15 protein-coding genes are annotated in these 19,863 nt (G+C 38.0%); 4 read left to right on the forward strand and 11 right to left on the reverse strand.

What is annotated here, in order from left to right; translation table 11 throughout:
• Positions 1-6: 6 nt before the first annotated feature.
• The 3 genes from QUG14_RS13525 to QUG14_RS13535 form a co-directional block, all read right to left on the reverse strand.
• On the reverse strand, positions 7-1,179 hold the full coding sequence (locus tag QUG14_RS13525; RefSeq protein WP_289341059.1) for a substrate-binding domain-containing protein: 1,173 nt from the start codon (positions 1,177-1,179) through the stop codon (positions 7-9).
• Between the two features lie 207 nt (positions 1,180-1,386).
• On the reverse strand, positions 1,387-2,382 hold the full coding sequence (locus QUG14_RS13530) for a LacI family DNA-binding transcriptional regulator (protein WP_289341060.1): 996 nt from the start codon (positions 2,380-2,382) through the stop codon (positions 1,387-1,389).
• Positions 2,383-2,587: 205 nt separating this feature from the next.
• Entirely contained in the window at positions 2,588-3,304 is a 717-nt protein-coding gene (locus QUG14_RS13535) for a LytR/AlgR family response regulator transcription factor (RefSeq protein WP_289341061.1), read from the reverse strand.
• A 189-nt stretch (positions 3,305-3,493) separates the two neighbouring features.
• On the opposite strand from QUG14_RS13535, the gene QUG14_RS13540 reads away from it, so the two are divergent.
• On the forward strand, positions 3,494-6,061 hold the full coding sequence (locus tag QUG14_RS13540) for a substrate-binding domain-containing protein (protein ID WP_289341062.1): 2,568 nt from the start codon (positions 3,494-3,496) through the stop codon (positions 6,059-6,061).
• 967 nt (positions 6,062-7,028) lie between these two features.
• Entirely contained in the window at positions 7,029-7,445 is a 417-nt protein-coding gene (locus QUG14_RS13545) for a hypothetical protein (RefSeq protein WP_289341063.1), read from the forward strand.
• A gap of 95 nt (positions 7,446-7,540) precedes the next feature.
• On the opposite strand, the gene rlmD is transcribed toward QUG14_RS13545, so the two are convergent.
• The 8 genes from rlmD to cax form a co-directional block, all read right to left on the reverse strand.
• Positions 7,541-8,929 carry a 23S rRNA (uracil(1939)-C(5))-methyltransferase RlmD gene (rlmD, locus tag QUG14_RS13550; protein ID WP_289341064.1) on the reverse strand — a complete coding sequence of 463 codons (1,389 nt, stop codon included), beginning with the start codon at positions 8,927-8,929 and terminating at the stop codon, positions 7,541-7,543.
• A gap of 87 nt (positions 8,930-9,016) precedes the next feature.
• Positions 9,017-9,826: a delta-lactam-biosynthetic de-N-acetylase gene (gene pdaA, locus QUG14_RS13555; protein WP_289341065.1), complete on the reverse strand. Its 810-nt coding sequence runs from the start codon at positions 9,824-9,826 to the stop codon at positions 9,017-9,019.
• A gap of 63 nt (positions 9,827-9,889) precedes the next feature.
• Positions 9,890-10,774, reverse strand: coding sequence for a nuclease-related domain-containing protein (locus QUG14_RS13560; RefSeq protein ID WP_353961108.1), 885 nt, complete (start codon positions 10,772-10,774; stop codon positions 9,890-9,892).
• A 532-nt stretch (positions 10,775-11,306) separates the two neighbouring features.
• Entirely contained in the window at positions 11,307-12,851 is a 1,545-nt protein-coding gene (locus tag QUG14_RS13565; protein WP_289341066.1) for a fumarate hydratase, read from the reverse strand.
• 128 nt (positions 12,852-12,979) lie between these two features.
• The gene (locus QUG14_RS13570) at positions 12,980-13,177 is read right to left on the reverse strand and encodes an SE1561 family protein (RefSeq protein ID WP_289341067.1); all 198 of its coding nucleotides are present in this window, start codon (positions 13,175-13,177) and stop codon (positions 12,980-12,982) included.
• Between the two features lie 97 nt (positions 13,178-13,274).
• On the reverse strand, positions 13,275-14,084 hold the full coding sequence (locus QUG14_RS13575; RefSeq protein WP_289341068.1) for a YfkD famly protein: 810 nt from the start codon (positions 14,082-14,084) through the stop codon (positions 13,275-13,277).
• Between the two features lie 90 nt (positions 14,085-14,174).
• On the reverse strand, positions 14,175-14,804 hold the full coding sequence (locus tag QUG14_RS13580) for a YczE/YyaS/YitT family protein (RefSeq protein ID WP_289341069.1): 630 nt from the start codon (positions 14,802-14,804) through the stop codon (positions 14,175-14,177).
• Positions 14,805-15,151: 347 nt separating this feature from the next.
• On the reverse strand, positions 15,152-16,204 hold the full coding sequence (gene cax, locus QUG14_RS13585; protein WP_289341070.1) for a calcium/proton exchanger: 1,053 nt from the start codon (positions 16,202-16,204) through the stop codon (positions 15,152-15,154).
• A 169-nt stretch (positions 16,205-16,373) separates the two neighbouring features.
• Here cax and QUG14_RS13590 point away from each other — a divergent pair, with 169 nt between their 5' ends.
• Both QUG14_RS13590 and QUG14_RS13595 read left to right on the forward strand, forming a co-directional pair.
• Entirely contained in the window at positions 16,374-17,552 is a 1,179-nt protein-coding gene (locus QUG14_RS13590; RefSeq protein ID WP_289341071.1) for an MFS transporter, read from the forward strand.
• Between the two features lie 360 nt (positions 17,553-17,912).
• Positions 17,913-19,829, forward strand: coding sequence for a heavy metal translocating P-type ATPase (locus QUG14_RS13595; RefSeq protein ID WP_289341072.1), 1,917 nt, complete (start codon positions 17,913-17,915; stop codon positions 19,827-19,829).
• Positions 19,830-19,863 lie beyond the last annotated feature (34 nt).

The raw sequence follows: 19,863 nt of genomic DNA on the forward strand, positions 1-19,863 counted from the left end.
TATTTATTATTTCATTGCATCTTGAACTGTTTTTGGAGCATCTACCCCGTAGATAAGCTTCCAAGAATCTAATACATTATCTTTTGTTACTTTTATCGATGGTGAAGCAACATATGCTGGTGCTTCCTTACCTAATAGTGCATAGCCGGAAAGAATGGCTTGTGCTACACCTTGGTCATATGGCAGCTGTGCTCCAAGTCCTTTTACAATTCCATCTTGTGCAATCGAGATCGCAACGTTAGTTCCCAGGTCAACAGTTGTTACAACAAGATCATTTTTGCCTGCAGTTCGGGCAGCAGCCATTACACCTTCAGCAGGTACATCCCATGGAGCAAAGATTCCATCAATGTCTTTATTTCTTGTAAGCATCGCAGATGCTACTTTTTCAGCATCGTTTGGACCGGTAATACCGCCTTTGTCTACAATTTCAATATTTGGATATTTTTCTTTGATTCTTGCTTCGAATGCATCAGAGCGGTTTTTTGTTACGAAAAAGTTTACATCGTGATAAACAATACCAACTTTACCTTTTCCACCAAGTTTTTCAGCCAGAATGTCCGCTGCTGTTGCTCCGTTACCTGCGTTGTCACCAGATACAATACTGATGTAATCTTTTCCTGGGACAAGGCCGTCTGCAGCTCCATCCATAAATACTAATTTAACCCCTTGTGCAACTGCTTTTTTATAAGCCGGTGCTGTAGAAACGGCATCAACTGGAACTGAAATCATGATGTCAGGTTTTTTTGCTAAAACCGTTTCAATATCATTTACTTGCTTTTCTGCTTTAAACTGTGCATCTGTTACAGCAACTACTTTGATACCCATTTTCTTAAACGTATCCTGCATCGCACCTACTGCGGCATTCATATAGTCAGTACCTGAGTAATGCATAACAATTGCTGCTTTATATTTTCCATCTTTGATCTTTTTAAGTTCTTCCTCAGTTAGTTGTAATGATTTTGCAGAAACAGCTTGTTCGCCATTTGGTCCTTTATCTTGTACTTCTAAATCAGGAATAGCTGGATTGATCGTTAATGGTCCTGATGCTGTTTCGGAATAGTTTTCATTCTTTTTTGTAGTTGCTTGATCACCTGAAGTAGGTTTATTGCCGCCGCATCCCGCCAGCACAATACTTAAAATCAATAACAATAATACCGAAAGTGAAAAACTCTTTTTCATTTGGTTAACCCCCACTATTTTAGTTATTTAGTTGAAGCTCGTTATTTTGTTAGCACCACCCTTAGAATCTAAAGTGTGGCACCACCCCCTTTTCATAAATTGAAAGTTTAGTAAATTTTATCTAGTAATCGTTTACATTCAAGAGATAGAATAGGAATCTCATAGACTTCCAAAGAATGTAAAGGATTACATTCATATTAAAAATTTTTAAATAGTTCTGACAGACTCCCTTATAACCAACTGGTCAGCTAAGATAATTTGCTCGCGTTTGACTTCCTCTTTGTTGATGAGCTTCATCAGTAATTCCATCGCATTCTCACCAATTTCGAATGCTGGCTGAGAAATCGTTGTAAGGCTCGGTTCAAATATGGAGGAAAATTTTAGATTATCAAAACCTAGAACCGAAATATCCTCAGGAACCTTAAGACCATTTGATTTAATCGCCTTAATCACTCCCATTGCCATATCATCGCTTGCAGCGAATATCGCTGTTGGGACGTGGCCAAGAGCGAAAAACTTCATCATGAGATTAAAACCGCTATCAAATGAGAAGTCACCCTCCTGGACTAACACGGGGTCAACGATAAGGTTTTTTCTTGCCATCGCCTGATAAAATCCTTTGAGGCGGTCTCGGCTCAATACGATATCGAGAGGTCCAGTGATGCAGCCAATTCTTTCGTGTCCCAAATCGATTAAATATTCCGTTGCCTTTCTTGCACCGCTGATGTTATCAATCGAAACAGTTGGGATCCTGGAGCCTTCAATATATTCACATGCCAGCACCACCGGAAAACTTCGGGCCACCTCTTCAACGGCTGCTGCATCCATCCTGGCGGTTAATAAAACCATTCCATCTGCTTTTTTTTGCTGCAGGATGTTTAAATACCCCTTTTCTCGTTCCACATCATTACCTGTATCGCCGAGTAATACCTGATATCCTTTTGCAACAGCGACAACTTCAATTCCCCTTAATACATTTGAAAAAAAGGGATTTGTAATGTCAGGCACAACGACTAGAATTGTCTTCGTTTCGAGTCTCCTTAGCTGGCGTGCTAAGATATTAGGCTGATAATTCAATGCTTCAATCGCCTTTAACACTTTTTCCGTCGTTGTTTCCCTTACTGTTTCAGGCTTTGTTAAGACTCGAGATACTGTTGCAGTAGAAACTTTAGCCTTTTTTGCTACATCCACAATCCCAACCATCTTTGTTCTCTTTTCCTTTCTTTGTTTCTCTGCTTGAATTGTAATCGATTACAAAATTGTCGTCTAATCGCCTTCAGACAAGCTTTTTATCCAATTGGCTAATAGATTTTTTCATCCAGAAAGCCATTTCATTCATTCGAACAAAAAAAGCATTTTTTTTAAAAAAATAAGACCCAGTAATTTTTCATTACTGAGCCATACTTTTTTATAACGATTTACATTTTTGCAACTCTGCAAGCTTATTCTTCGAAACCTTTGCAGTCTCTTCATAATTTTTAAAATAGGCATGGTACGTTTGGCCAGCCGCTTCAATTTTCGTTAAATATTGCAAATTGATAATATAGGAACGATGGGAGCCAACAAATCGCGAATCAAGAATTTCTTCAAGGTCGGTTAACGCTTCATTTAACTCAATTTTTTGATTAACCATATGAATGACGGACTTTCGGTCAGCTCTTTCAATAAAAATAATCTCGTCTAACGGAATAAAAGAATACTGGTTACGCTGTTTGATCATTAAATCCTTTTTGACTGGAGCAGAAGGCGGAACCGTGCCGGTTTGCTTCGCAAAGGCTGCTGCGCGCTCTAAAGCGGAATAAAGCCTGCCCCGCTCAATCGGTTTCACAATATAATCGATTGCATTCACCCCAAAGGCTTCAAGCGCGTATTCATCATGGCCTGTAATAAAAATAACCTGCAAGGTTGGCAGAATTTTTTTACACGATTTAACCGCTTCCATTCCGTTCAATAATGGCATGTTAATATCAACTAACACGATGTCAGGCTTTTCCATCATTACTTTGTTGATTAAATCCTCACCATTTACTGCTTCTCCGACAAATTGATAGTTCGGAACAGATTTAATCAAATGCTTTAACAATTTTCTAGATGGTGCATTGTCCTCTGCAATCAAAACTTTCATAAATCATCCCTCATGTAATTAAGTTTGGTTTAAACTATATCACATAACGTATTAACTAGATAATATGTGAAAAAAATGAAAGAAACGGCTTCTTATTTTTTTGTTAGTAGGGAATCTAACTGATTACAGTATAGACAGTATATCTGGCTTAGGAAGTTTCTAGAATCGCAAGGGAATGGTGGAGAAAAAATGGAAGGAACCAATAAGGAAAACTTATATAAGGAAGTTCTTCGGACCATGTCCGAATGTGTAATGATTCTTGAAAAGTCAGGGAAAATGGTTGCCCTAAATGAAAATGCAGAAAAAATACTGGGGATTAAATCAGAGTTCTTAACTGAATCCAGCTTGATGCAGCAAGATTATTTAAATGAAGACGGATCACCGTTACCTTATTCTCGGTTACCGGGAATAATCACACTTAAGGATGGTATTCCTTTCCATGATTTCATATTAGGTATTAACGACGGGAATAAGGAACCTAAATGGATCTCAGTCAATTCAACGCCTCTTAAAATTTGTGATACTGAAGAACAACAGGCTGCCCTTGTTACCATTTCTGATATCACCGAACGAAAAAACATGGAAAATGCCTTAATTCAAGCTAAAGAAGAGGCAGAAAAAGCAAATATGGCTAAATCCGACTTTCTGTCTAAAATGAGTCATGAACTCCGTACACCATTGAATGGAATCCTTGGTTTTGCACAGCTATTAGAAATTGAAGAAACCTTAAATGATGATCAGCGTGATTTTGTCCAAGAAATTTTAAGTGGGGGGAGACATTTATTAAGTTTAATAAATGATATTTTAGATTTATCAAGAATAGAGACGGGCCAAATAAAAGTATCGATTGAAGAGATTGATCTTCTAACGATTATCAATGAATGTATCAATATCGTCCAGCCGCAGGCCAAGAAGAAGAGAATCAGTATACTTAACCAATTGGATTACTGGCAAAACATATTTATTCTTGCCGATCCCATTCGTCTTAAACAAATCTTACTTAATCTTCTCGATAATGCGATCAAATATAATCGGGAAGGCGGCAAAGTCATGATCTTCTCTTATTTCAAAGGAAACGAGCAGGTCATTCATGTTGCGGATACAGGGGTCGGAATTTCAGTTGAAGAATATCAAAAGGTATTTGTTCCCTTTTACCGAATTGAAGGGACACAAGAAGAAGGTACAGGTATTGGATTGTCTTTAGTAAAACAGCTCGTCCAGCTAATGGGAGGGCAAATTAGTGTAACGAGTCAAAAAGGTTTAGGAAGTGATTTTTGCTTTAGCCTCCCTCTTCCCCATGATTTAAAGCCTGTGATGAGATGGGGTGAAGAGGTTGAACTTACTAAGGAAAATATCCGGAAGGCAGATGACTACCGTTTGCTGTATATTGAAGATAACACGTCGAACGTAAACTTAGTAAGGAACATCATGAAATCGCAGCCTTCCTATACGCTTTTATCTGCTCGTACCGGAAAAGAAGGATTAGAAATGGCAGCGAATGAAAAAGTGGACTTGATTCTGCTTGATCTAAACCTTCCCGATATCCATGGCTACGAAATATTTGATAGGTTAAAAACAATAAAACAAACAAAAGATATTGCAGTAATTGCTGTAAGTGCCAATGCGCTTCCGCAGGATATCCAATATACATTAGACAAGGGGTTTGATAATTATGTAACAAAACCCTTTAATGTAAAAGAGTTTTTGACCATCATAAGAGAAACGCTGAATAGTACGATTAACCAAAATATTCCGGATGATGAAATTTTAAGCACAGGGCCGCATGGAGAGGAGGCTATTTCAGCCAAAACACTCCAGTTATCGTTGAAAGACCTGAAAAAGCTTAAGGAAATGAATTATAAGGCAGCTGTTGCCATGCACTATACTGAAAATGATTTTTCAACTGCGATCATTAATGGTTTGAAAGATACTTTTGAAAAAATGGGTATAGAAGTAGTTGCTGTTACGAATGCACAATTTAAGCCTGAAAAACAATTAACAGATATCGAAATTATCATGGCTAAAAAACCAGATGTTATCGTTAGCTTACCGGTTGATCCAGTTGCAACGGCTCCTGCTTTTAAAAAGGCTGCAGAAGCAGGAATCAAACTAATTTTTATGGATAGCATGCCTGAAGGATTAGAATTTGGCAAAGATTATGTGAGCGTTGTTACATCTGACAGCTATGGGAATGGTATATTTGCAGCTGAGATTATGGGTAAAGAACTTAAAGGAGAAGGTAAGATTGGTGTTATTTTCCACAATGTTGATTTCTTTGTAAATAATCAGCGTGTAGAAGCATTCGAAACTACGATTAAAGAAAAATATCCAAATATTAAAATTGTTGTACGTGCTGGAATTACCACCCCAAACGATGCCAAAAAAGCAGCCTCTGGTATGTTAACAAAAAATCCAGATTTAGATGGTATTTTTGCCATTTGGGATGAACCCGCGGAAGGAGCACTAGCTGCAGCACGTAAAGCAGGGAAAACTGATATAGTCATTACGACCGTTGATTTGGGAAGTAATGCGGCATATCAAATTGCTTCTGGAGGAAATATTAAAGGTCTTGGAGCGCAATTACCTTATGAACATGGAGTTGCACAAGCAATTATTGCGGGATATTCATTACTTGGTAAGGAAGTAGCTCCATTCTATGTTGTACCAGCGATGAAAGTGACAAAAGAAAATATCTTAAAGGTTTGGAAACTGGCTTATCGTCAAGATCCTCCGGATGCCATTCAAAAGTACTTTTAATTAGCATGATTTATAGCGGTAACAAGAGTATCAACCCCAATATTACTGTATAAAAAGGAGAGGCCGGATTCATGTTGAAGCCGGCCTTTTTTTAGTCGAATAGACCTCTTATTACGACCTCTTTTTCTCTCAGATTTCAGGCTTCATGAACAACTCATAAAAACTGTTTTCACTAAAAACCTAAAAACCTTCTACAAAATGCGGGCGGTGACAGTGGCAGCTAGATCAAAGGTACGAACGCTTTCATTTTCGCTATGTCCTTATCCTCTCTTATAAACTTTATCTTTTGAAAAAATCTCGATTTTGTTGAGAGGATTTTTCAGTTATTCGTTCGTGCTCCGCTTCATCAATAATCCCAAGCATTTTACATAGAAACGAATACATCAAGATTTTTTTCCGGGTGCGTAAAGATTGACGCATGATTATTCTCCTCACTTTTCTTTATATATATTATCCATTCCACAAAAGTTTCGTATGTGCAAAAAAAATTCTTCAATGAAATTTTATTGTGTTTCCACTAAATAATTGAGAAAATAAAAAAACATTATTTTTTCTTGACTTTTAAGTATAACCCTGTAAAAGATAACCAAGTGTTACTTTAAATTAGATCTTAAACTTAATAGTTATAATTCCAAAAACTTCTCCTTTAAATTCAGATTTCTACGTAACGTGATCCAAAATTGTAAAGTGCAAAAATCTTTGTCCATCAAGAAAGAGTTTTTCTAAATTTATATTTCAGGGAATGATTTGGTGGTTTAAAACATTTAATTTGATGTAGAGAGCGGTACTTCCGACAATCGTCCAGGGATTCCATAACTAATAGAAGATACTCAAAATCAAAAGTTAGACATAATTGATTAATTGAGCGAATTTAAAAAGCAGATGGTTGGCGAGGATCATTACAGATTCTCGTAACCCTTTAACACATTTTGAAAGAATTAAATCCCATTACAATGTTTTATTTAAAATGGATTACTTTACTGGACTAGAAAAGAAGCACCATCAATTACCCCTAATGGAGAAAGAATACTTTTCCAAAGAGGCTTTTGAACTTCTAATTACAAAAACTATTAGTCCACCCCACCAAATAGCACTAAAGTTCACTAGTCGTTGGAGTGGGCTTGTTTCCCTCACTCAAATATCGTTTCCATTTTATCTCTATAAACAAAATTTGTTAACTGACAATTTAATTTCTAAGGAAGATTTGATCGAATACAAAGAACTAACTGATCAAAGCTTAAAAGAATTAGATTTGTCTAAAACCCAGCTTCAAAAGAAACTCGAAGAGTGTACATATGAAAACTACACTCTTGAAATGGGAAAAAAACTGAAGGAATTTCTTTCTCTATCTGAAAATGTTATTTTGCTCATAGCCGTCCCCTAATCCCCTTATCTTTAAGATTCAAGTATATAAAAAAATACCTATAGATAAAACACTCTTTTTTCAAGTGTCCTATCTATAGGTACCATAGTATAGGGTTAGTTGCCTTTCTTTAAAATGAGTTGCGAGATACATTCGACGTGTGCGGTCTGCGGAAACATATCCACTGGTTGAATATACTTAACATCGTATTTAGCACTCAACATTTGAATGTCTTTTGCCAAAGTGGACGGGTTACATGAAATGTATATAAGTTTTTCTGGTGCTGTTTGCAAAATCGTTTGGATTAATTGCCCATCTAGACCCGTTCTTGGCGGATCGACGATGATCACATCTGGCTTCCATCCCTTTTTCACCCATTTAGGTAGAACCTCTTCGGCTTTTCCTGGTACATATTTGGTATTTGTCATCCCGTGGCGCTTTGCGTTTTTCTTTGCGTCTTCAATTGCTTCTGGGATTACGTCCATACCACGGACCTCAGCTGCCTGCTCTGCAAGCCATAAGCCAATCGTTCCAACACCACAATAGGCATCCACAATTTTTTCAGTACCTGTCAATGCTGCAGCACTTTTCACTTCATTATAAAGCTTAATGGTTTGAACAGGATTCAACTGGAAAAACGTTCTAGCAGATAACTCAAATTGTAAGTCACCCAATGTTTCTTGGATAAACTCTTCACCCGCTAACGGCAATGTCTCTTCCCCAAATATAAGAGATGTTTTTTGTTCATTGATGTTCTGAACAATGGATTTCACATTAGGAAGTCGTTTTTGTATTTCGTGCACAATCTGTTCTTTCTTCGGCAATTCTTGTTGATTTGTAATGAGTACCACCTGGAGTTCGCCACTTTGCACCCCTACACGGGTAACAATCGTCCGAACGATTCCTTTACGTGACTTTTCATTATAGATCGTAATTTTTAGTTCTTCGAGAATCTTTTTAACAGCATTAACTGCTTCATTCGTTTGTGAATGCTGAACCGCACAATGTTCTATATCGATAAGTTGATGCGAGTTTAGACCATACAAGCCTGCTAAAACCTTCCCGTCTCTTCCCGCAAGTTGGAAACTGCTCTTGTTCCGGTAACCCCATGGATCTTCCATGCCAGTGGTTTCTCGAATATCGAGTTTGTCCACTTGGAGCCTTGTATGTCGTTCAAGTGATTGAATAACAATATCTCGCTTTTCCTTTAATTGCTGACTATATGCTAAATGCTGCAACTGGCAGCCTCCACATTGCTCATAGACGGGGCAAGGCGGCTGAACACGATGCGGCGATTTAATTCGTATCTTTTTAATTTTTGCCTCAGCAAATTTGGGGTTAATCTTTGTTGCCTCGACCACGACCTCTTCACCGGGAAGTGCTCCAGGCACAAAAACGACTTGCTTTTTAAAATAACCGACGCCTTCCCCATTAATACCAAGTCGTTTGATGGTTAAGGGAAAGGTCTGTTTTTCTTGAATTTTGATTGATTGATCTGTTTTCATTTTGTTCACTCCAAATTCCGTTACCTGTTTGATTCTCCGTATTATAGCATTATTAACAGAGAAAAGCCGAATTCAATCGAATTCGGCCTAATTTTTGCCCAGTCTCTGGAAAAACGTCGAAATTTTACTCTTTTTCTTTTTTGGAAAATCGTCGAGACTTTTAAATTTATAGCCTTTCTTTTTCAAATCTTTAATTACGGTTTCAAGGGCATCGGCATTATCCTTCGATACTGTATGCAGTAGTAAAATACAGCCCGGATGAATTTGTCTCATAATGTTATCGTATGAATATTGCCAGCCTCTCTGTGCATTGGTATTCCAGTCCACAAATGCCAGTGACCAGAAAACATGTGTATAGCCCTCTTCCTTTGCAATCTCCATCGTTCTCTCACTAAAAACGCCCCGTGGTGGACGTAAATATTTCATTTTCTTTTGACCGGTAATCTCTTTTGTTTTATCCTTTACTTTTCTAAGCTCTTCACGAATCCGCTCATCACTGACTTGTGTCATATCGGGATGATGCCAAGAATGATTTCCTATTATATGTCCTTCATCTACCATCCTCTTGGTCAATTCCGGTTGAGATAATAAATAATGCCCCGTTACAAAAAAGGCAGCAGGCACTTTTTCCTTTTTCAATACATCCAATACTTGAGCCGTATAGCCCGCTTCATAGCCATTATCAAAGGTAAGATATAAAGTCTTTGAGTCTGGATCTCCCTTATAAAAAGCACCATATTTTTCAAGAACTTTTTCATACTCCGCACCAGCATCAGGCGGCTGTTCATCGACAGCTTTCTTAAAACCCCAATGAATTGGCTTATTAGGAGTGTAGCCATATGTAACCTGAGGCACCATTAACAGCAGCAAACTAAGGATGCATAACAACTTTTTCATCCATGTTCCCCCTATTTTGTTTTTTATAGTGTTTGTTTCTAAATGGGAAACATGTTTAGCAGATTAAGGAAAAAGAAGTGGTTGGTGGTAAACACTATCACTTGTATGACCAAAACGAGTTAGTTTTAGGAGTGATAATAGGTAGGCAACCGCTCTCGGGGTTGGAATACAGAGGAAATGGCGTATTTCTGAATTTGTAAACCATGGTTTAAAAATCAAAAAATAATCGTAAATGGCGGTTATATGGGCATCTTTTGAAATAAATTGACAGGAAGGGCAAATCCATTTTTGTCTATCATATTTCACTGGTGCAAATAAACATTTGGGGCATTGAACACCGGTAATAATGTCTGATTCAGGTATATTGAACACTTTTAATATGTCTTCCCTCTTAGGTGTGTGTTTTTCTAAAAATAGGTCTCCTCTTATTTTTATTACCTCCTGTTCATTTATCCAGCTCTTGTTATTAGCATTCTCTATTTCCTCGATTTTTTTTAATAAGTTATGTGATTTACAAACTTTATTTTCCACCTCCCTGTTGCCTGAGGTTATAATAATTTCACTTGAAGACCTTGAAAAAACAACTAAATTTTCAATAGAAATCTTAGGAATATTATACATTTCCAACCAGTATTTCATTAATATTTTATGACGATTGGCTTGAGAAATTGGATTTTCATAAATTTCTCTTGTATCAAAAGCCTCTTGAATCATTTGATTTTTATCAATTGTAATTTTTCCTGTATGATTCTCTCCTTCTAATTGAATAATTATTTTTGAAGTGAGAAGAAGAGCATCAATTTGAAAAAATGCTTCTCCTATTGGAAGACGGACGTCGTGGAAAATGTGGTATTTGTGATTGGGGATCTGCCCTAATTGGTAATTTATTTCTTTTTCACCATTATAACCAGACCTTAAGATTTTTATCTTGGATTTTACTTCTTGTATTTTTTCATTACTTGTCCTTAATCTTCTCTCTACAGCCCCTCTGCTTGAAGTAAAGGTATGGGCACAGTTAGATTTTTATCAAACAAAAATGTTCCTCCTCTATGCGTTTGATAAGGTATTTCTTTTTTAAAATGCATTTTCCTTCTCAAAGTTCAGTTATAATATGAACATTTATTTACTTATATTGGTTGGTAGATTGATTTTTGCTCTAGCAACCGTACAGTTCCTACAACAAACCATACAGTTTCTACAATTTATCGTACAGCTTCTACAAAAAAACGTACACCTTCTACATTTAACCATACAGTTCCTACAAAAAACCGTACAGTTCCTGCAAACACCCCCTAAAAGATTAGACTTCTCAATCGAGTCTAATCTCAATCTTAGACAGACCAGCTACCTGACCTAGTTTGCTCTAGCAACCGTACAGTTTCTACAATTAACCATACAGCTCCTACAAAACACAGCCACCCAACTCCGCAACACACCCAAAAAAAAAGAACAGGCCCCAAAATAGAGCCTGCCCTAAAACTTAATTAAACACCCGATCCTTAAATTGCGCCAATTTTTCTAATGAAGATTTATCTACATCTGCATGCAGGCTGTTCCCATGCGAATCCATCGTTACAACCGCAGTAAATCCTTCTACACGAAGGTGCCACATTGCCTCAGGAATACCAAATTGCATAAGGTCAACGCCTTCAACTCCCTTAATACAATCAGCATAATACTGAGCTGCGCCGCCAATCGCATTCAAATACACGCCGCCATGTTCTTTAAGAGCGGCCAAAGTACGTGGACCCATACCGCCTTTTCCGATAACAGCGCGGATACCGAACTTCTTCATGATGTCGCCTTGGTAAGGCTCCTCGCGGATACTTGTGGTTGGGCCGGCAGCCTTAACATGCCAAACGCCTTCCTTGTCTTTCAACATAACTGGACCACAATGGTAAATGACTTGTCCATTTAAATCCACTGGTGAATCATGATCAGACAGGTATTTATGAATGGCGTCACGACCTGTGTACATCATACCGTTAATTTGTACCACATCACCGACTTGAAGTTCGCGAATTTGCTCTTCAGTAATTGGTGCCTGAAGGGTGATAACGTCATTCGCACGAGCAGCAGCTGTTTCTTTTTCAGCTTCAGTCTCAGTAAAATCGATAAAGTCGCCTTCCTGGTACATCCACTCATTAATTTCTCCAGATACAGGGTCTACACTTACACCTAAGCGGCGGAATGCCCAACAGTTATACGCTACAGAAACATAGAAGCTAGCTGGAATTCGGTTCATAACCCCTACTTTACAGCCTAACAGGGTTGCTTCGCCGCCAAATCCCATGGTGCCGATTCCCAATTTATTTGCATTTTCTAGAACATACTCTTCTAATGCACGCAAATCCTCGTTTGGATTAACATCATCTAAAGAGCGGAATAATTGTTCTTTTGCTAAATCGTATCCAGATGAACGGTCGCCGCCAATTCCTACCCCAATAAAACCTGCACTGCAGCCTTGTCCTTGTGCTTGGTAAACAGAGTGCATCACACATTTTCGAATCCCATCAAGATCGCGTCCTGCTCGTCCTAGACCTTCTAACTCACATGGAAGGCTATATTGGATATTTTTATTTTCACAGCCGCCGCCTTTTAAGATTAAGCGAACATCTATATAATCTTTTTCCCATTGATCAAATTTAATAACCGGTAAGCCGGCACCAAGATTGTCACCGCTGTTTTCCCCTGTTAAGGAATCAACCGAGTTAGGGCGTAGTTTTCCTTCTTTGGTTGCGATTACAATTGCATTTTTAATCGCTTCTTTAATTTCTAATTGGTTTACTCCAACCGGAGTTTTAATTTTAAAAGTTGGTAATCCCGTATCTTGGCAAATAGGTGAGACTTGATCATCTGCCATTTTAATATTATTTGTAATTGTCGCGAGGCTCATTGCTGCACTTGTACCTGCGTTTTCCTTCTCTTTTGCCGCTTTAACTGCACGGCGTACATCCTTTGGAAGCTTGGTAGAAGTTTCAACGACTAACTTGTACATACTTTCCTGAAATTTTTCGATATTCACCTAAAGTACCCCTTTCCCATTGTCCGATTCGCAATCTATTTAAAAATTACAACTATTTGACGATTATTATTATACTCCTATAAGCAAATGTTTTAAAGGTAAAGGTTTTCAAAAAAAAGAGCCTGCAATTAAACAGACTCTGGTGCTTCACGATGATTGAATTCTTTACATTTATTTTCTAATTCATCAATCATTTTAATTAAGTTGTCGATATCATCAAGATCCGTATCCTCTGGATCGATTGCATCTAGGACATCTAAAAACATGTTCAATCGTTGTTTTAGAAAACTAACTTGTGAATTTTTATCATGAGTTGAACTACCCAAAGTTGATTCTCCCCCTTCTATACCAATATCCTACACTTTCTGCATCTCTTTTTCAAAAAAGAACTCCTACACCCTCTGTAGGAGTTCTTCTCCAAAATCATCTAGGTCTTTCTGATGCAGCAAACCCAAATGAAACATGATCCTGCACTGGAATCCATGCCCCAATTCCTTGTGAGGTTACATTTTTAATCACGATGATTTTTTTACTTCCCTTAAGCATTAAATAAACTTCACCATAGGTAACTTTACCTTTTTCATTAACGGCAGGTGCGTAAGCATATAAGTAGCCTAATCGATTGACAGGAATATTATAGACATGGTCGTTCTTTGTTCCTGCTCCAATGATCGTATCAAACGCTAGAGGAAGTCGGGTTTTTTCCATAGCCTTTAACAGCATCATTTTTTTAACATCTTCGGCATTCGCGATTTTTGCAGTCAAACCGCCGCGAATAATTTTTTGTGCTTCCTGCACGTAATGAATCTGGTAAGGCACTTTGCCGCCGCGATTATCATAAAAGTTTGTATTAATCTTTTGAAACTCCCAGTTCGGAGACGTTTCTGTTGATTCATAATTTAATGGCCATTGACCAAGGTAGACAATTGCACGATAGCCTAACGCAAATGGTGTGCTATTAATACTAGTTTCGTTAAGCATGCGGATTAAATCCGGATTTTCAATTTTAACCTTCGAGGAATCAATAAGTTGCTTCGTTAATTCACTCGGCTGCAGAGTTGGTAAGTCCTGTGTTGAATTGGGATACGTATTTTCCTTCGTAATATTACGAACTGAAGGAGGAACTTGGTAATTTGCTGCTTCTTTTTTAGCATTTGCCTTCTCAGCAGATGCCGTTGGAAGAAACGCTAACAGTAAAAGCAGCGACAGGACAACAGGGATAAATTTTTTCATAAAGAAAAACTCCTTTCACAATATGGCAGTAATAAGTCTGCTCATAGTGTTTTCGGAGTTGAAAAGTTTTATCCATTTCCACTTAATTTTTCAAAATTCCTCCTGAAGATTACCTTCTATCAACCTCTTCATTAATTTTTCAAAATAAGGAAAACACAGTTGTACAAACGGACCAATGGTAAAGGTAATAATGATTGTTCCTATACCAATCGGACCTTGAAGCAAAAGTGCTGGAAACAATGCTACTAGTTCTCCAATTGTCTTAGCCACCATTAAATTAACACGAAAACGTTCTCTAATCGCCATCATAAAAGAATCAATCGGACTCGAAGGGAACTTTGCTTGTAAATAGATCGCAGCACCAAGTCCAATAATGAAAAGTCCAAGACCTAACGTTACTATTTGAATCATTAATCCATTGATTTCCCAAAATTCAAGTACTAGAAGCATCCAGAAGTCCACTAATCCACCAATTAATATGATGGTTAAAAGCGATAAAATTTCTGGTCTTCTTTTTAACAACAACGCATTTACAAAAATTAATACTGCTCCATCGATTATGATCCAGGTTCCAATCGTAAAACCAATCAATTCGGTAAGAGCAACATTTAAAGCATCCCAGGCACCTACACCGAGTTCCGCCTTTATGGTTAAACCCACACCAAAGGTCATAATAAATAATCCTATAATAAAAAATAAAGAACGATAAAATAATGCCATATGTCACTCCTTAAAAAAAAAATAATCTGAACATTTACAAAATTCAATTAATCAATTATAATATACTTAACCTATAAAAAAGGAGGGCAGTAATCAATCGACGACCATTTACCGATAAGGAGGTTGGGATTCCACTCATATATGAAAATTCAACACTCGTGTTTTTCAATAATAAATTAAACATGAAGGTTGGTGATTGATGGGCCCAAGAAACGCGATTGGTTTTACCCCATATAGCATATTGCTTGAAAATTATAGCACATTTATAGGTATACCCTTACATCGAATTAAATATTAAAAGAGAGACTCTGTGGCAACTAGCCCAGAGTCTTTTTACATGGTCATTCTTATAGGAGAAAGAAACCAATGCCCATAATGAAATAGGCGGCAAGAAGGGTCAGTCCCTCGAACCAGTTTGATTCACCATCATTTGAAATTACAACCATCAGCAGGACCGAGGTCACCATTGCTATTAACTCAGGAAGTGTAAAGATCAGCGGCATGGTTTTAGCAAAGAAAAGAGATAGTAGGACTAGCACAGGCGCAACAAACATTGCAATTTGCAGTGTTGATCCAATGGCAATTTCAACGGCAATATCCATTTTATTTTTAAAAGCCATAACAATAGCAGAGGCATGTTCTGCAGCGTTACCAACAATGGCAACGATAATGACCCCAATAAAGAGTTCGGTCCAGCCGAAAGATTCTGCTACATATTCAAATGTATGGACAAGATTCTCAGAAATATAGGCAACAGCTAAAGTTGCAGCTAAAAGTACCCAGATTGCCTTTCCCTTGCTCCATTCTGGTACTTCCTCATGATGCGTTCCAGCATTTTCACTTTGATAGACTCCACGATGAGTAACCAATTTAAAAAATAGCGCTGCAAGATAAAGTAAGATAAGTATAATGGATATACCAATACTTAAGGTTAATGTTTTCGACTCATTCATTTCCATTGAAAAAACTTCTGGGATAACAAAGGCAACGATCACAGCGAACATAAGCAGACCAGAATTATGACGTGCATCATGCACATTAAACGTCTGTCTTTTAAATTTCAACCCGCCGATAAAGAAAGATAATCCTGCAACAAGGAGCAGGTTACCTAGAACTGACCCCGTTAATGATGCGAGAACTACCCCAACCAATCCTTCCTTTAATGCAAAGATTGAAATGATTAATTCAACGGCATTTCCAAAGGTAGCATTTAACAGTCCTCCAATCCGTGGTCCTGCAACAATGGCCAAACTTTCAGTTGCTCTCCCCATATAGCTAGCCAGTGCAATGATTGAAACACAGTAAACAATAAAGAGTATCATGGTGGGCCAATGCAGAAATGTCCCAATCACTGAAAGCGGGACACCGATAAATGTAAGAAGCATAAATATTTTTTCCACAGTTACTCCTCCTATGGGGTGAAAAAATGTATAAAATTTTCTTAATAAGAGATTACCCTAAATTTGCTTTCATATAACGAATATTTTACTTGCAAATGCCCTATTTTCTCGTTACCATCGTTTTTGTAGCCATAAATTGGTTACTAATTACAAATAATGAGGACAATTTATGAATAAAATTAATTTTCGCTTTTGGGTTCTAGTTACCATTGTTGCTATTTCTGGCTTTTCACAAGGGATGCTGCTTCCACTGATTGCAGTTATCTTTGAACAAGGCGGGATTTCCTCCTCTCTAAACGGATTAAATGCAACTGCACTCTATATCGGAATCCTGCTCGTTTCTCCTTTTATGGAAATGCCATTACGAAAATATGGGTATAAACCGACCATTATTATCGGGGGCGGACTTGTGGTTGCTGCCCTTGCACTGTTTCCACTATGGAAATCTTTTTGGTTTTGGTTTTGTTTACGGGCTCTAATAGGTATTGGTGACCATGCTTTACATTTTGCCACACAAACCTGGATCACCTCGTCGTCTCCAAATGAAAAAAGAGGGCGAAATATCTCATTATATGGTTTATTTTTTGGAATTGGTTTTGCAAGCGGTCCTCTAATGACCCCTCTTGTAAATGTTAATGAAGCCTTGCCATTTATCGTCTCCTCCATCCTTTGTTTAATCGGCTGGCTATTTGTTTTTACACTTAAGAACGAGTTTCCGGAACAGGAAGTAGAAATCAATTCATTCTTTAACACCATGAAGCGCTTTGGCAAAACAATGAAGGTTGGCTGGGTAGCCTTTCTACCACCTTTCTGTTACGGTTTTTTAGAATCCTCTTTAAACGGCAGCTTTCCGGTTTATGCCCTAAGAAGTGGGATTGACGTAGCAAGTGTTTCCCTAGTATTAACGGCCTTTGCCATAGGAAGTATCATCACTCAGCTGCCACTGGGTGTCCTAAGTGATTCATATGGCCGAAGAAATATCTTAATGATCGTTCTTCTTCTAGGATTCCTAACCTTTACTTCAGCGAGTATATTTGAACATTCCTTTATTGGTCTTCTGGTTTCGTTCCTATTATCCGGAATGGTTGTGGGCTCAACGTTTTCACTTGGAATTAGCTATATGACTGATTTGGTACCGAAGAATTTATTAGCAACAGGAAATTTACTTTGCGGTATCTTTTTTAGCTTAGGAAGTTTAAGTGGTCCGATTATCGGCGGGTTATTTATTCAGTTTTTCCAAAAGATAAGTTTCTTTTATATTATTAGTACGATGTTGTTACTACTAGCATTCATCATTTATGTTTTCGGCAAAAAAACGTATTCCATGGTAGAGCGGCATAACTCTTAGGCTTTTGGAGCATTTTCATATAATTAACATAAAATGTATGATAAAATAAATTTAATAAAATAAATCTAATAAAATTAATCTTTTGAAGTCTGCTGTCATCTCCTTGATGACAGCTTTCGTGTTTTTTAAGGGTAATGATTTTGATTATTTTTCTCAATTAGAAAAGCGGAAGCGCCTTCGGAACAAGCAGAGCTTGTTCCTGCGAGGAGTAATCTAAGGAGCTTTCCTTAGTGTTCAGGGGCGACAGGCATAAGACGAGCCGGCGAGAAGGTTGTTCTTTAACCTTTTTGACAGATTGGCTTATGACCCCGAGCCCCTAGGCGCTGCAGCTAGACAGATAAAGCTAGGGGAGGGAACAAAATGAGTGCGGATGCTAAGAGATTATCAAATGGACTGCCAAAAGTAGGCCTTATTGAGAAAGTTAAACCACATGTAGAACTTATTGCAGCTGGATTAAGCGGGGTTTTCATTGCAGCTGGATGGATTACGGATAAGATGGGGGATCAGGTTGCTTCTATACTCTTTTATTTATTGGCTTTTGTTATAGGCGGATTTGCAAAGGCCAAAGAAGGAATTGAAGCAACGTATGAAAACAAAGAGCTAAACGTTGAAATGCTAATGATTTTTGCAGCAATTGGTTCTGCGATTATCGGCTATTGGACGGAAGGTGCGATATTAATTTTTATCTTTGCAGTAAGTGGTGCATTAGAGACCTATACGATGAACAAGAGTCATAAAGAAATATCCTCACTAATGAAGCTCCAGCCTGAAGAAGCACTTCTTATTAATAATGGGATTGAAAAACGTGTTCCCGTTACGGAACTGAAGGTTGGCGATAACATCCTAGTGAAGCCTGGCGAAAGAATACCCTCAGACGGAATCATTCGTAATGGCTACACAAACATTGATGAAGCAGCCATTACTGGAGAATCCATGCCAGTTTCGAAAGGGCTTGATACAGAGGTGTTTGCAGGAACAGTAAATTTAACAGGCGCCATTACTGTTCAAACAACGAAAGCAAGTAATGAAACACTCTTTCATAAAATAATTGAGCTTGTGCAATCCGCTCAAAGCGAAAAATCACCATCACAACAGTTTATCGAACGCTTTGAAGGATCTTATGTAAAAACCGTATTAGCTGCTGTTTTATTAATGATGTTCCTGCCCTACTTTTTACTTGATTGGTCTTGGAATGAATCGTTTTATCGAGCAATGATTTTGTTGGTTGTTGCCTCCCCTTGTGCTCTTGTTGCTTCCATTATGCCTGCAACGTTGTCTGCCATTTCAAACGGAGCCAAAAGAGGGATTTTAGTAAAAGGCGGCGTACATTTAGAGAATCTAAGCCATTTAGAAGCGATTGCATTTGATAAAACAGGTACACTTACAAAAGGGAAACCAGAGGTTACCGAAATCATCGTGAATGAAAACTTTGATAAAGAGGATCTTTTATGGAAGGCTGCTTGTATTGAAAATCAATCAAACCATCCCCTTGCACAGTCCATTGTAAAATACGTGAAAAGACATTTGGAACGTGAACTTCTTCAGCCGGAAAATCTTGAAGATGTACCTGGATGGGGAGTTAAAGCGAAGATAAATGGGGAGCACTGGAAAATTGGGAAAGCAGATTTTATTGGAAAAGAAGCCGCTCAATCCTTTGCTGACGGAAAAGCAGAAGACCTAGCAAGTCAGGGCAATACGCTTGTATTTGTGCAAATTAACAACGTCACAGCAGCCATGATAGCATTAAAAGATGTTGTTCGAACAGAAACAAAACTAGCGATTGATCACTTAAGGAAACAAGGTATCTATACAGTCATGCTTACGGGTGATAGCGAAAAAACGGCAAAGGCCATAGCCGATGAAAGCCACGTGGATCAGTATTTTGCTGAATGCTTGCCTGAAGAAAAAGTAGAGCAACTTAAAAAGTTGAAGGAAAAATATAAAACCATCGCGATGGTAGGGGATGGAATTAACGATGCACCTGCACTAGCTATTGCAAACGTGGGAATCGCTATGGGAGAAGGCACGGATGTTGCACTTGAAACGGCCGATGTCGTGTTGATGAAAAATGATTTACCCAGGATTGCAGAAGCGATTCATCTTTCGCAACGGATGAATCGAATTATCAAGCAGAATGTCATTTTCTCCATTACAGTCATTATGCTCTTAATTTCATCTAACTTTTTTCAAATGCTTGACCTGCCATTTGGTGTTATTGGACATGAAGGCAGTACCATCCTTGTTATTCTAAACAGTTTAAGACTTCTAAAAAATTAATGAACCGGGCTAAGCCCGGTTCTATTTAATGATA

Origin of the sequence: Neobacillus sp. CF12 (assembly GCF_030348765.1) — a bacterium.
GTDB lineage: Bacteria > Bacillota > Bacilli > Bacillales > Cytobacillaceae > Neobacillus.

Coding starts and splice junctions, on each gene's coding strand:
- QUG14_RS13525 (WP_289341059.1), bottom strand. CDS start 1,179: ATGAAAAAGAGTTTTTCACTTTCGGTATTATTGTTATTGATTTTAAGT.
- QUG14_RS13530 (WP_289341060.1), bottom strand. CDS start 2,382: ATGGTTGGGATTGTGGATGTAGCAAAAAAGGCTAAAGTTTCTACTGCA.
- QUG14_RS13535 (WP_289341061.1), bottom strand. CDS start 3,304: ATGAAAGTTTTGATTGCAGAGGACAATGCACCATCTAGAAAATTGTTA.
- QUG14_RS13540 (WP_289341062.1), top strand. CDS start 3,494: ATGGAAGGAACCAATAAGGAAAACTTATATAAGGAAGTTCTTCGGACC.
- QUG14_RS13545 (WP_289341063.1), top strand. CDS start 7,029: ATGGATTACTTTACTGGACTAGAAAAGAAGCACCATCAATTACCCCTA.
- rlmD (WP_289341064.1), bottom strand. CDS start 8,929: ATGAAAACAGATCAATCAATCAAAATTCAAGAAAAACAGACCTTTCCC.
- pdaA (WP_289341065.1), bottom strand. CDS start 9,826: ATGAAAAAGTTGTTATGCATCCTTAGTTTGCTGCTGTTAATGGTGCCT.
- QUG14_RS13575 (WP_289341068.1), bottom strand. CDS start 14,084: ATGAAAAAATTTATCCCTGTTGTCCTGTCGCTGCTTTTACTGTTAGCG.
- QUG14_RS13580 (WP_289341069.1), bottom strand. CDS start 14,804: ATGGCATTATTTTATCGTTCTTTATTTTTTATTATAGGATTATTTATT.
- QUG14_RS13590 (WP_289341071.1), top strand. CDS start 16,374: ATGAATAAAATTAATTTTCGCTTTTGGGTTCTAGTTACCATTGTTGCT.
- QUG14_RS13595 (WP_289341072.1), top strand. CDS start 17,913: ATGAGTGCGGATGCTAAGAGATTATCAAATGGACTGCCAAAAGTAGGC.